The organism is Chryseobacterium candidae, from assembly GCF_004916905.1.
Lineage (GTDB): Bacteria > Bacteroidota > Bacteroidia > Flavobacteriales > Weeksellaceae > Chryseobacterium > Chryseobacterium candidae.
The window spans coordinates 26,304-40,113 of sequence record NZ_SDLV01000004.1; the positions used below are offsets into that span (position 1 = coordinate 26,304).

The window sequence follows — 13,810 nt, forward strand, 5'->3', positions numbered from 1 at the left end:
CTAAATCTCTGATGTTTTTTTAAACTGATGATATGCTGTAATTATCCCGGTCAGAATTAGTGGCAGGAAAAGCCTCACTTCCCAGAAAAGCCCTACTAAAGTAATCATAAGAAGATAAGGAATGGAAAAGAAAAAATACTTTCCAAAAACACTTCTGTTTTCTTCTTCAGTACAAAGACCATATATAAAATAAATCACTATTAATGCAAAGGTTAATCCTGCAAGGTTAAAAGGACTGGAAAAATTTCTGTTAATATAAAACCCTTCCACAAAAGTAGTTTCATCCTGAACAAGCAGGGCTCTCAACCCCAGATAAGGAATCAGAAAAGCAACAACCAGTGGTATAATCTTCCAGACAACCTGATAATTTCCTTTTTTCAACTCATCTATATTGAAAAAAACTGCAGCAAAAAAAGCAATATTCAGGCAGGCTGTTTCTCTTACCAAAGTAGAGATTCCGATAAGACCAATAAGAATAAAATAGAAAACTTTTTTTCTTGTGTCTACATATTTAAGAGTCAAAAACACGCCTGCCAGATAACAGAAGAGTGCAATGGTATCACAGTTTGTAGGTGCATACTGTGTTATCACAATAAAAAACACAGATAGAAGATGAATAATTCTCCTTGCATTAAGGTTCAGCAAAAGCCCTGTTGATTTCATCCGGAAGATAGCATTCAAAGTCAAAGAACACAAAATAAAGAACACACTGTTCATCAGGAAAAGCCCATGATAAAAAGGGGTTCCGTTTTTTGATAAGAAATCTTTGAAGAAAGAAAGTGGGCCGTTGATCAGATTGTACATCAAATCTGTCATCTGTACACTCAGATAATTAGGAATCACTCTGTAAGCATATACCGAGGAGAATAAAAAATCAGGGGTTGTCTCTGATGTTTTCAGTCTTGTGTAGGAAGATTCAAATCCGTAATAAGACATGGCAAACAACAGAATCGGAAGTACTATTACAAATAGAAATCCGTTTATTTTTTCATCATTTCTTTTCAACATATCTAAAACAGATTCTTATTTTTTAATAATAATGGTGGTTTAAAATACATTTTTCAAAAGGGAACTTTTGCAAAAGTAGAATATTTTTTCATTCTTCCTAGAATATTTTATTGATTTTCAGTTAAAACTTATCGCTAACTATTTTGAACTAATGCTTAAAAAATTAAATTTGCAGACTTGATTTAAATGCAATGCATCGCTTTTTTATATTTTTATATTATCTGATTTCCAAAAATAAAATTCTATCTGTACTGACAGCTCTTGGAATTGCCGTTTTATGCATTTTCTTTGCGTCAAAGATCAATTTTGAGGAAGACATCAATCAGATTATTCCTAAAAATGAAAAGTCAGATCTCACTGCAAAGGTTTTGAAACAGCTTAATTTTTCGGATAAGATTATTGTTATTATTGAAAACAAATCCAGTGAAGACAGCTTCCAGCTTTCTGAAACGGCAGATACTTTCCTGAAAAAAACAGATCCGTTACAAAAATACATCGGCTCTGTTCAGGGCAAAGTGAATGATAACGAAATCTCCGAAACCTTTGATTTTGTTAATCAAAATTTACCTTTATTCCTTAATGATAGTGATTATAATGAAATTGACAAGAAACTTCAGAAGGACAGCATTGCCAGACAGGTAGAGGATAATTATATATCATTGGTTTCTCCTACAAGTCTTGTTACCAAAGAATTTATTAAAAAAGACCCTCTGGGACTGACTTTTCTGGGAATCAAAAAATTAAATGCTCTAAACATCAGCAAAGATTTCAAACTTGAAGACAGCTATATTGTAACGAAAGATGGCAAGAACCTCCTGCTTTTCATTGATCCTAAAAACAAAAGTAATGATACGAAGGCTAATGAAGCCTTTATAGATCAGCTTAATTCCATCAAAGACGGAATCAACAAACAATTCAAAGGAAAAACAGAGATCAGCTATTTCGGTTCTCCGGTGATTGCAGTGGCCAATGCGAAGCAGATCAAAAAAGACATTCAGAACACGGTAGTCATTTCCATGACGGTTCTTTTAATCCTTCTGATCTATTATTTCAGAAATATTTTCACTCCAATCATCGTATTTCTCCCCACCGTATTTTCAGTACTGCTTGCTCTCTTAGTCCTTTATTTTATTAAAGATAAGATTTCGGCAATTTCATTAAGTGTGGGAGCCATTCTGATTGGAATTACCATTGATTATGCCCTGCATATTCTTACCCATTATAAGCACAACAATAATATTGAAGAGCTTTACAAAGAGATCACCCAGCCCATTATATTGAGTAGTGCAACTACAGCTGTTTCATTCCTATGCCTGATCTTTGTTCGCTCGGAAGCATTGAAGGACTTAGGTATGTTTGCTGCCATTACAGTGATTCTTTCTTCAATCACAGCATTAATTATCATTCCCCAGCTTTACAAGCCAAAAGAAAAAGGAGAACATCTCAATACAAACTTTATTGACAGGATCGGGTCTTATCCCTATGAGAAAAACAAGCCTCTGATTATAGGATGCTCTATTATTATTCTTGCCTGCCTTTTCGGTTTCAGGCATGTAGGTTTTAATGAAGATATTGGTGACCTGAATTATATCCCAAAAGAGTTAAAAATCAGCGAAGCAAAACTTCAGAAACTTTCTGATATTACTTCCAAATCTATTTATACTATTTCTTATGGAAACTCAGCAGAACAAGCATTAACCAGAAATTCTGAATTGAGCAGCTTCCTTGAAAAAGAGAAGAAAGAAGGTAAGATTTTAAGCTATAATTCTATCGGAAGTATAGTCCTTTCTGAAAAGGATCAGCAAAAAAAGATTGAGAAATGGAACCGTTTCTGGAATGATCAGAAGAAAAAGCAGACCATTTCCGAACTGGTGAGCAATGGAAATAAATTGGGTTTCAACAGTTCTGCTTTTGATAATTTCAATGAAACTTTGCATAAGAGCTACACCGCATTAAGTCTGAAAGATTATCAACAAGTGAAAGCGCTTCAGATCTCAGAATTCATAAGCAACGAAAATGGTTTCTATACGGTTTCCAATGTGGTAAAAGTAGACGAAAAAAAACGAGACACTTTCATTAAAGACATTGAAAAGAAGCATGATGCCATAGCCATTGACCGCCAGCAGATGAACGAAAATTTTCTTGGCCTGCTGAAAAGGGATTTCAATACCCTGATCAATTATTCTCTTCTTGCGATCATTTTAACCATCATCGTTTTCTTCAGGAATTTTGAATTAACGGTTCTTACCATGTTCCCGATTGTTCTAACAGGAGTTGTAACGGCCGGAATTCTTTATTTCTTAGGATTAGAATTAAATATTTTCAGCACCGTAGTATGTACACTGGTATTTGGAGTGGGAGACGACTTCAGTATTTTCCTTACCCAAGCTATGCAAAAAGAACATACTACAGGAAAAAATGAATTACCTACGTATAGAACTTCTATTATTCTGGCTGTTTTCACAACCATCCTTTCAATTGGTTCCCTGATTTTTGCCAAACATCCGGCACTGCATTCTTTAGCATTAGTTGCTCTCATAGGAATGTTCTCCGTTATTATCATTACTTCTACCCTATATCCTTTCTGGTTCAGATTATTCATTACCAACCGGGCCAAAAAAGGTCTTTCTCCAATTACTTTGAGATTGTTCCTAAATTCAGTCTTATCATTTTTATATTACGGACTTGGGGGAATCATATTTTCAGCATTTGGCAGCTTCTTTGTTAAGAACTCCAAAGGACCGACATTGAATATTATCAAGCTTATTTTAGCCAGATTTTTAACTTCTGTCCTTTATTCTAATCCATTTGTAAAGAAGAAGGTCATTAAAAATACAGCTGAGGATTTCAGTAGACCCGCTGTCATCATTGCCAATCATACCTCCTTTCTGGATACGTTAGCTATTGCAATGGCGACTCATAAAATCATTTACCTGGTGAATGACTGGGTGTATCAGTCTCCTGTTTTTGGGAAACTGGTAAGAGCGCTGGGCTTTTACCCTGTTTCGCAGGGAATCGAAAATGGAATGGACAAACTGAAAGAAAAAGTAGAACAGGGATATTCTCTGGTTGTTTTCCCGGAAGCAGAACGTTCCTACACCAATGATGTGAAAAGATTCCATAAGGGAGCATTTTATCTTGCCGAGCAGTTCGGGCTGGATATTCTTCCGCTCTACATCCACGGAAATTCTGAGGTGCTGCCGAAAGGAGATTTCATTATCTATGACGGAAGTATTACCGTAAAAGTAGGCAACAGAGTCAGCAAAGACGACATGAGTTTTGGACAAAATTATTCTGAGAGAACAAAGAAGATCAACGCCTATTTCAGAAAAGAATTTGCCAAACTGCGTGAAGAGATTGAGGATGAAAATTATTTTAAAAAGAAATTATTCCTGAGCTATCTGTATAAAGACAGCGAAGTGGTAAAAGAAGTAAAAGAAGACTTTAATGCCAACAAATCCGTATATTTCGAGCTGAACAAACATATTTCCAATGAAGCCAATATCCTTCATATGGCTGATGATTTTGGACAAAAAGATGCTCTGTTAACTTTATATCAGGCCAGCCGAAAAATTTTCTCTCTGATAAAAAGTGATGAAAAAAGAGCAATAGCTTCGCACAGCTATCTGGTAAAAAGAAGAAAGATACAGTATATAAAAGATGTTTCTGAGGTGACCAAAAAGATTGATGTTCTTTTGATTTCGGATAAACACTTTACCCTGAATGAAAATCAGAATCTGCCAGAGACGATCATTTTTGTAAATACAAAAAACACTTCGTCTGTAAATGATAATTATGCACTAAAATTTAGTTCTGAATCATTAAAAGTGTTTAAAACTAAATAATAAATATGAAAAACATATTTTTGTAAACGCTAAAGAAAACTAATGAAGAAAAATATACTTGTCATATATTATTCACAAACCGGGCAACTCAAAGATATCGTGAAAAATATAGCCAAACCTTTTGAAGCTAAAAAGGAGGCTTATGATATTACGTATTACAACATTCAGCTCAAGGAAGATTTTCCTTTTCCCTGGCCAGGCGATGTCTTTTTCAACACTTTTCCTGAATCTTATTTACAGATTCCAAAAGAAATCCTGCCTCCTTCGGAAAAAATTCTGAACAAAAAGTATGACCTTATACTGTTTGGTTATCAGGTATGGTATCTCACACCATCCATTCCTATTATTTCTTTCTTAAAAAGCGAATATGCAAGCCGCATTCTTAAAGGTACTCCGGTAGTCACCATCTCAGGAACCAGAAATATGTGGATGCTTTCCCAGGAAAAATTAAAGGTTTACTTAAGAGATTTACAGGCTAAGCTGGTAGGAAATATTGCTTTGGTAGACAGACACGACAATTATACCAGTGTATTAACCATTCTCCGATGGCTCACCACAGGTCAGAAAGAAAAATCAGGAATGCTTCCTGCTGCAGGAGTTTCCGATGAAGAAATCACAGGTTCTGTAAAGTATGGCGAGATTATTGAAAGACATTTTAAGAATAACGACCTTAATAATCTTCAGCCTGATCTTGTGAAAAACGGAGCCATTGAAATACGCCCTTTTTTGGTACGTGTAGAGAAGGTAGGAAACAAAATTTTTACAGTGTGGTCTAATCTCATTATCAAGAAAAAAGAGAAACGCCCATTGCTGATAAAATTCTTTAAGGTATATTTGATGGCAGCGATATGGATTATTTCACCTGTCGTTTTGGTTTTACACCTGCTTACAACCCCTATATTTTGGTTTAAAAGACAAAAACAAAAAAGATATTTACAAGGAATTAATTTAAAATAGAATGTACGACGTATTTATAACAAAAGCATCAAAATACTTACCCAATGAGCCGGTAGCGAATGATGAAATGGAGACTTATCTTGGGCTTATCAATGATGCGCCATCTAAAGCAAAATCACTTATCCTGAGAAATAATAAAATTACCACAAGATACTACGCTTTAGACAAAGAAGGAAACCCTACACACTCTAATGCGCAGCTTACTGCAAAAGCAATCGAAGGACTTTTTGATGAAAATTTCAAAAAGGAAGATATGAAATTATTATCTGTAGGAACTACTTCACCGGACCAGATCCAGCCTTCCCACGCTTCTATGGTACACGGTGAACTGAACATCGGAAAATCTATTGAAATTAATACTTCAACAGGTCTTTGCAACTCAGGGATGAATGCCCTGAACTATGGATTCCTTTCCGTAAAAGCCGGTGTACAGGAAAATGCAGTATGCGCAGGCTCAGAAAGAATGTCTGCGTGGATGACTGCTGACAAGTTCAACCATGAAGCTGAAAATTTAAAATTACTGGAGGAAAGACCTATTATTGCTTTCAAAAGAGAATTCCTGAGATGGATGCTTTCTGATGGAGCAGGAGCTTTCTTATTAGAAAATAAACCGAGAGAAAACAGCACTTCTTTAAAAGTAGAATTCATTGATTTCTATTCTTATGCACACGAAATTGAAGCATGTATGTATGCCGGATGCGACAAACTGGAAGACGGAAGCCTGAAATCATGGGCAGACTACCCTTCTGATGAATGGCTGAAGCAATCTATTTTTGCCATTAAACAGGATACCAAAATCCTTGATAAATACATTCTGGTAAAAGGAGCTGAAAGTTTAAGATCATCTTTCGATAAACATAATCTGGATCCTGAAAAAATAGACCACGTACTCGCTCATATTTCTTCCGGATACTTTAAAGACGGACTGAAAGAAGAGTTTGCGAAAAAAGGAATGGACTTCCCTGCAGAGAAATGGTTCTATAACCTTTCTGAGGTTGGAAACATCGGCGCAGGATCTATATTTATTGCCCTTGAAGAGCTGATGAATTCAGGAAAACTAAAAAAAGGAGAAAAAGTACTTCTTTGTGTTCCTGAAAGTGGAAGATTCGCTTATTCTTGTGCTTTATTAACCGTTTGCTAATGGAGAACAAACTGCCCACATCCGATAAAGATTTTGTAGAAAGCCTTATTCCTCAAAGGTTTCCTTTTGTAATGGTTCATGAATTGTCAAAATATTCTGAAAGCCACCTTTTATCCGGTTTTGAGATAAAGGAAGACAACCTTTTTATCCAGGACGGACAATTCCAGGCTTCGGGACTGATTGAGCATCAGGCGCAGAGTGTTGCCCTGCATACCGGATATAAATATTATCTGCTGGGAAAAGATGCTCCCACCGGGTATATCGGAGCCATTAAATCTTTTGAGGCTGAAATACTGCCTAAAGTAGGAGATCATCTGAAATCTGAGGTAACCATCCTTAACGAAGTAATGGGAGTAACCCTGGTAGATATCGTTACGAAACTGAACGGTGAAGTGATTGCGAAATCTCAAATGAAAACCGCTGTAAAATAAACTGAAAATGGAAATAAAGGAAGAAAATATCATCAATATACACAACTTTTTACCACATCGTGAACCGATGCTGATGGCAGATTATATCCTTGAACTGACCAAAGAAAAAGTGGTGACTTCCTTTGAAATAAAAGAAGATAATATATTTGTTCACAACAATGAGCTTGCAGAAGCCGGCTTAATCGAAAATATGGCCCAAACCTGCTCATCTATTCTTGGACAAAGCTTCTTCGAAAATCCTGAAGCCGATACAAAAGTAATCGGGTTCATTACCAATATCAAGAAGATTGAGATATTCGCCCTTCCGAAAGTAAATGATAAAATCATTTCCAAAGCATCACTTATCTCACAATTTGAGAATATCTGCCACATTTTCTGTGAAACTTTTACTCATGATGAATTATTGATCAGAGCAGAAATCAACCTGTTTATTCAGGAAGTAAAATCGTAAAGATCAATTGAACATAGATATAGAAAAGCTGTACAAAACGTACAGTTTTTTTTGTTCTAAATATTAATCTTAAATGGATTTGTGAAAATTCGTGCAACTCATTTGTCCCATTGTGTTTAAAATATATGTTTTGGCTAAAGCCAGTTGAATTTTTTCATTTTTTGCAAGTGGGCTAAAGCCCACTCCTATTGAATTGATTACAAAAGCTTTACAATAAAAATATACATTTTTTCTTCATTCCCTCTCTTATAACATTTTCGAAAGACAACTGATAACCAACAAATTACACTTACAAAACCTCATCATAAGATAAATTATTTCACGTGAAACATTGGAGAAATCCGTGAAACTCTGATGGTCAGGGAGAAACACAAAAAAATATGCTGCTTAGGATCTAAACAGCATATTTCTTAATTGAAGCTTTAGTATTTTTAGATAATAACTTCATAATCATTGCCTCCGCAAATCTGCTCAGCAGCAGTTGCGATATCGGTATTAACCCCTACATTTCGTATTTGCCCATTAGTTCCGTTAGCACACGAAATATAAGCAGTTAAACCTCCTTTTACTTTTTTTAACTGATTTTTTGTAAGCTGTCTTAAGTTTTTCATGGTTTTTGTTTTATTAGTTTTTTAATTATTGAGACAAACAAATATAAATAAAATAACCAGAAACCCAACAAAACACTATTAATCATCAGCATTTTTAACAAAATTTATAATTTAACATAATTCAATTTAATCAGGTATTGATTCAATAGACCATAACATTCAGTAATGTTATAATAGTGGATTTTTGTAATTACGATAACGATATAATGTATTTTCACTATTTTAGCCACCTGATTAAAAGAATCAAAAAACAGGTGACTATTTCCCATCTGTAATCTAAAAAAATGAACATTATTTAGATGAAAAAACAAGATCTGCCTCAAGACGAAAGTAACCTGAAATCCGCCAACATGACTGAAGTTCTGTATGTGACGGATGAGAACGACAATTACACCACAGCAAACAGTACAGGCTGGGATGCCAAAAAAGCTGCTCTGGATGAATCGATGGAACTTATTTATGAAAGAATTGAGGAAGCAAAACAAAGCGTTGCCAATAATACAGCAAGCCCCATTGTTTATTTTATGGAACTGAACAAAATGGATATTGGCGTTCTTGCTTCATATGTAGGGATGTGGCAATGGAGGGTAAAAAGACATTTTAAACCAAAAGTATTTAAAACACTAAGCGAAAATGCACTGAGAAAATATGCCGATGCTTTCGGTATTTCGGTGGATGAATTAAAGAACTTCAACGGGAAATAAAATGAGATAAGGCTCCAATAAAGCCTGTTCCATTTGGCCCATGAAAAGATACAATCAGCAAATGAAATTAAACTTTGAACACCATCAGACTGCGCATTGCGAAAACGGTGTTGCTTCTAATCTACTGCTTAATAAAGGTCTGAAACTGAGCGAACCTATGATCTTCGGGATCGGTTCAGGATTGTTTTTTGTCTATCTTCCTTTTTTAAAGGTGAATTTTGCTCCGGGCTTCAGCTATCGTCCGATGCCGGGTGCTATTTTCAGCAAAGCAGCCAAAAGATTAGGAATTAAAATCAAAAGAGAAAAATTCTCAAATCCTAAAGATGCCCAAAAAGCTCTTGAAAGAAATCTGGAACAAAACATTCCTACAGGACTTCAGGTGGGCGTTTTCAACCTTACTTATTTTCCTGAAGAATATAAATTCCACTTCAATGCCCACAACCTTGTGGTGTACGGAAAAGAAGACGGAAAATTTCTGATCAGTGATCCCGTGATGGATTATACAACATCCCTTTCCGAAGCCGAACTGGAAAAAGTAAGATATGCAAAAGGAGCACTTCCTCCGAAAGGGCATATGTACTACCCTGTTTATGTGCCGGAAAATGTAAATCTTGAAGAAGCCATCAAAAAAGGAATTAAAGATACCTGTAAAAATATGCTCGCACCCGTACCGCTTATTGGGGTAAAAGCCATGAGATGGGTAGCGAAAAGCATCCCCAAATGGGCTGAGAAGAAAGGAACAAAAGTGACCAATCATTATTTGGGACAGTTGATCAGAATGCAGGAGGAAATCGGAACCGGAGGCGGAGGATTCAGGTTTATTTACGGAGCGTTTCTTCAGGAAGCGGCGGTCATTCTTAAAAATGAAGAGCTTAAGGAATTATCAAAAGAAATAACTTCTATTGGTGATCTTTGGAGAGATTTTGCTGTGGATATTGCCCGGGTGTATAAAAACAGAAACTCTAAAAGCAATATCTACAACGAACTTTCAAAAACGATGCTGCACATTGCTGATCTGGAAGAAGCTTTTTATAAAAAACTGAGAAAAGCAATCTGATATGGCGGAAAATATGATTGAGATTAAAAACCTGTACAAAAAATACAAAAATTCTGATGAGTTTTCTGTAAATGATATCTCTTTGAACATCAGCAAAAACGAAATCTACGGAATTCTCGGACCCAACGGAGCCGGAAAAACAACATTGATTTCGATGCTTTCAGGATTGATAAAACCTACTTCAGGACAGTTTACCATTAATGGCTTATCTCCTCAGAAGGATGGTTTCAAAATAAGACAGATTATCGGTATCGTTCCACAGGAATACGCTTTATATCCAACGCTTACCGCCAAAGAAAATCTGATGTTTTTTGGAAGTTTGTATGGCTTAAAGCATAACCCGCTTAAAAAAGCCATTGATGAATCACTGGAAATCATGGGACTTTCAAAATTTGCCAACAAACAGGTGGGACAATTCTCAGGAGGAATGAAACGCCGCTGCAACCTCATCGCAGGAACACTTCATAACCCTAAAGTTCTCTTTCTGGACGAGCCAACCGTTGGTGTGGATGTTCAGTCTAAAAAAGCAATTATCGACTATCTTCTGGATTTAAACAAACAGGGAACCTGTATCATTTATACTTCCCATCACCTTTCAGAAGCAGAAGAGTTTTGTACTAAAATTGCCATCATCGATCATGGAAAGATTCATGCTGTAGGAACTCCTGAAGAACTGGTGAACAGAGTAGCAAGTGCTGAAAACCTTGAGGATGTTTTCATTTCATTAACCGGAAAAGAATTAAGAGATGTTGTTGTATAAACTGTGGAGAAGTTTTATTAAGGAAATCCTTCTGCTGAAAAGAGATATCGGAGGAATTGTCATCATCTTTGTGATGCCGCTGCTTTTGATTGTCACCATTACCCTTATTCAGGATTCTACCTTTAAAAACCTTGAAGGATCAAAGATTCCTATTATTTTTATTGATCAGGACAAATCTGAAGTTTCAAAAAACATAAAAGCAGAACTGGAAAACAGCAAAACATTCCAGCTGCTAACCAATTTCAATGAAAAATCAGCTCAGGATGCTGTCTTTTCCGGAGATTATCAGATGGCGATTGTCATTCCTGAAAATTTAACGAAAGATTTAAATTCCAATATTGATTCTAAAGTTCAGACCATTGTAAGTTCATTCGGACTGGAAGGAGATTCTGCAAAGGTAAAAACTGCTGCACCTAAGGCGAAAGAAATTCATTTGTACTTTGATCCTGCAACTAATGTGGGCTTCAAAAATTCAGTGATGAATTCTGTCAACAAAATGGTTTTTGAGATTGAAAATAAAAAGATTTACAAAGCATTCCAGGATCAGCTGGGAACAACGGAAAATCTTGACGAAAATAAAAACCTGATCAGCTTTAAAGAAATCACGCCCAGGAAAGGAGAAATGGATGTAATGCCGAATTCTGTTCAGCACAACGTTCCTGCATGGACTCTTTTTGCCATATTCTTTATTGTAGTCCCTTTATCCATCAATCTGGTAAAAGAAAAAAGCCAGGGGACAAGTGTAAGAGCAAGAATAAGCCCTACCCCTTATTTTGTACATATTTTAGGAAAAACATTTACCTATCTTATCATCTGCCTTATTCAGTTTTTACTGATGGTTGCGGTAGGTATTTATCTTTTCCCTTATATGGATCTTCCGGCTTTTGATGTATCCGGAAAAATGTTTCAGCTTGTGACAGTAACACTTTTTGCAGGGCTGGCAGCAATTGGATTTGGTGTTTTATTAGGAACGATTGCCGATACCCAGGAACAGTCTGCTCCATTTGGCGCCACTTCCGTAGTGGTTCTGGCAGCCATTGGCGGAATCTGGGTTCCTGTATTTTTAATGCCGGAATTCATGCAGACCATTGCAAAATTCTCTCCTATGAACTGGGGACTGAATGCCTATTATGATATTATTTTAAGAAACAGCGGAATTGGTGGAATTGCTAAAGAACTGATTTTTCTTTTCCTGTTCTATATCGCCACCGTTGCTATTTCCCTTTTTTACGAAAAAAAACAAAATGCAGTCTAAAGAAAATATATTAACCTGTACTGAAGAAGTCAGAGTAAGATTCAATGAGACAGATCCGCTGGGAATTGTCTGGCATGGGCATTATATCGTGTATTTTGAAGACGGAAGAGAAGCTTTCGGACGTCTGCACGGTCTTACCTATCTTGACATTCAGGATGCAGGATTTGTAACGCCTATCGTAAAAAGTACCTGTGAACATTTTCTTCCGTTAAAATATGGAGAAACATTCAGAATTGTAACTACGTTTATCAATTCCGCTTCTGCCAAGCTTATTTACAGATATGAGCTTTTCAATCAGGAAGACCAATTGGTTTGCAGTGGTGAAACCATTCAGGTGTTTCTTGATAGCAACGGAAGCTTATGCCTGTACAATCCGGAGTTTTTTCAAAACTGGAAAGATAAAATGGGATTATCATGAGAAAAGAAATTTATATCACAGACTACAATTGTGTAACTCCTTTGGGCTTCAATGTTGATTCCAACTGGAAGGCACTTTCAGCAGGACAATCAGGGGTTGCTTTACATAAAATTATAGACAATCAGGATGCTTTTTATGCTTCTATGATTGACTCTGAAAAACTGAATGAAGAATTTAGCAGATTCTTCGACTACGCTCAGAATGACATTCCCAACTTCACAAGGCTGGAGAAAATGCTTCTTGTAAGCTTACAGCCTCTTGTTGAAAAAAATATCCTATCAGATGAAACCGCTTTCATCCTTTCCACCACGAAAGGAAATATCAGCCTGTTAAAAAATCAGTCTGAGCTGCCAGAATGCGTTTATTTATCAAAATTAGCACAGAGAATAGCAGATTTTTTTGGATTCAAAACAAAACCTATTGTTATTTCCAATGCCTGTGTTTCAGGAGTAATGGCTATTGCTGTTGCTAAGAATATGATTCAGGCAGGAAGATATAAAGATGCCTTTGTAGTGGCAGGTGATGAACTTTCTGAATTTGTTATTTCAGGATTCAATTCATTTCAGGCGATTGGCTCCGGACCTTGCCAACCTTATGATAAAAACAGGGACGGAATCAACATCGGGGAAGCAGCTGCTGCAGCTTATGTAACTGGTTGTCATTCTGACGAAGGAAGAATCCAAAAAAACGAAAAATTTAGTTTTAAAGTTTTGGGAGACTCTGCCGTTAATGATGCCAATCATATTTCCGGACCTTCCAGAACGGGAGACGGTTTATATGCCAGTATTAAAAATGCAATGGATGAAGCGAATGTTTCTCCGGAACAGATCGATTTTATTTCTGCCCATGGAACGGCTACTCTATATAACGACGAAATGGAAGCCATTGCCTTCAACAGAATGAATCTCCAGAATATTCCGCTCAACAGTATGAAAGGCTATTACGGACACTGCCTGGGTGCTTCCGGACTTCTGGAAAGTATTATTTCTATGGAAAGTGCTCTTCACAACACGCTGCTTCCTTCAAAGAATTTTGAAGAAACGGGAGTAACCCAGCCTTTGAATATCATCAGAGAAAGCCAGACTGCAGAGATTAAATATATTCTAAAGACCGCTTCCGGTTTTGGCGGTTGCAACGCGGCTGTTGTACTGGAAAAATGTTAAAATGAACGT

Annotated in this window: 13 protein-coding genes; 11 read left to right on the plus strand and 2 right to left on the minus strand. The window is 36.4% G+C overall.

Annotation, left to right across the window (positions count from 1 at the left end):
* Positions 1–1,008, minus strand: coding sequence for a hypothetical protein (locus tag EK417_RS02660; RefSeq protein WP_136521253.1), 1,008 nt, complete (start codon positions 1,006–1,008; stop codon positions 1–3).
* A 191-nt stretch (positions 1,009–1,199) separates the two neighbouring features.
* Here EK417_RS02660 and EK417_RS02665 point away from each other — a divergent pair, with 191 nt between their 5' ends.
* Genes EK417_RS02665 through EK417_RS02685 form a run of 5 tightly spaced genes read left to right on the plus strand, consistent with a single transcriptional unit; the run spans position 1,200 to position 7,833 of the window.
* Positions 1,200–4,853 carry an MMPL family transporter gene (locus EK417_RS02665; protein WP_136521254.1) on the plus strand — a complete coding sequence of 1,218 codons (3,654 nt, stop codon included), beginning with the start codon at positions 1,200–1,202 and terminating at the stop codon, positions 4,851–4,853.
* Between the two features lie 42 nt (positions 4,854–4,895).
* On the plus strand, positions 4,896–5,810 hold the full coding sequence (locus EK417_RS02670) for a dialkylrecorsinol condensing enzyme DarA (protein WP_136521255.1): 915 nt from the start codon (positions 4,896–4,898) through the stop codon (positions 5,808–5,810).
* A gap of 1 nt (position 5,811) precedes the next feature.
* Complete coding sequence (gene darB, locus EK417_RS02675) at positions 5,812–6,951, plus strand: dialkylresorcinol biosynthesis protein DarB (RefSeq protein WP_089695170.1); 1,140 nt, start codon at positions 5,812–5,814, stop codon at positions 6,949–6,951.
* Positions 6,951–7,382 (plus strand): hotdog family protein, encoded by a 432-nt coding sequence (locus EK417_RS02680; RefSeq protein WP_136521256.1) that lies wholly within the window; start codon positions 6,951–6,953, stop codon positions 7,380–7,382. Before darB ends, EK417_RS02680 begins: the two co-directional genes overlap by 1 nt.
* Before the next feature lie 7 nt (positions 7,383–7,389).
* Positions 7,390–7,833 carry a hotdog family protein gene (locus EK417_RS02685; protein WP_110367695.1) on the plus strand — a complete coding sequence of 148 codons (444 nt, stop codon included), beginning with the start codon at positions 7,390–7,392 and terminating at the stop codon, positions 7,831–7,833.
* Between the two features lie 431 nt (positions 7,834–8,264).
* Here the strand turns inward: EK417_RS02685 and EK417_RS02690 are convergent, their stop codons facing one another.
* Positions 8,265–8,444 (minus strand): bacteriocin-like protein, encoded by a 180-nt coding sequence (locus EK417_RS02690; protein ID WP_089695162.1) that lies wholly within the window; start codon positions 8,442–8,444, stop codon positions 8,265–8,267.
* A gap of 299 nt (positions 8,445–8,743) precedes the next feature.
* Here EK417_RS02690 and DarG point away from each other — a divergent pair, with 299 nt between their 5' ends.
* The 6 genes from DarG (at position 8,744) to EK417_RS02720 (ending at position 13,801) form a co-directional block, all read left to right on the plus strand.
* Positions 8,744–9,148 carry a flexirubin biosynthesis protein DarG gene (DarG, locus tag EK417_RS02695; RefSeq protein WP_110367694.1) on the plus strand — a complete coding sequence of 135 codons (405 nt, stop codon included), beginning with the start codon at positions 8,744–8,746 and terminating at the stop codon, positions 9,146–9,148.
* 61 nt (positions 9,149–9,209) lie between these two features.
* The gene (gene darH / locus EK417_RS02700) at positions 9,210–10,205 is read left to right on the plus strand and encodes a BtrH-related acyltransferase DarH (protein WP_136521257.1); all 996 of its coding nucleotides are present in this window, start codon (positions 9,210–9,212) and stop codon (positions 10,203–10,205) included.
* A 1-nt stretch (position 10,206) separates the two neighbouring features.
* Positions 10,207–10,965 carry an ABC transporter ATP-binding protein gene (locus EK417_RS02705; RefSeq protein WP_110367693.1) on the plus strand — a complete coding sequence of 253 codons (759 nt, stop codon included), beginning with the start codon at positions 10,207–10,209 and terminating at the stop codon, positions 10,963–10,965.
* Positions 10,952–12,220: an ABC transporter permease gene (locus EK417_RS02710; RefSeq protein WP_136521258.1), complete on the plus strand. Its 1,269-nt coding sequence runs from the start codon at positions 10,952–10,954 to the stop codon at positions 12,218–12,220. Before EK417_RS02705 ends, EK417_RS02710 begins: the two co-directional genes overlap by 14 nt.
* Positions 12,210–12,638, plus strand: coding sequence for an acyl-CoA thioesterase (locus EK417_RS02715; RefSeq protein ID WP_110367691.1), 429 nt, complete (start codon positions 12,210–12,212; stop codon positions 12,636–12,638). The genes EK417_RS02710 and EK417_RS02715 overlap by 11 nt, the downstream gene beginning before the upstream one ends.
* Complete coding sequence (locus EK417_RS02720) at positions 12,635–13,801, plus strand: beta-ketoacyl synthase N-terminal-like domain-containing protein (RefSeq protein ID WP_136521259.1); 1,167 nt, start codon at positions 12,635–12,637, stop codon at positions 13,799–13,801. Before EK417_RS02715 ends, EK417_RS02720 begins: the two co-directional genes overlap by 4 nt.
* The last annotated feature ends 9 nt before the right edge of the window (positions 13,802–13,810 follow it).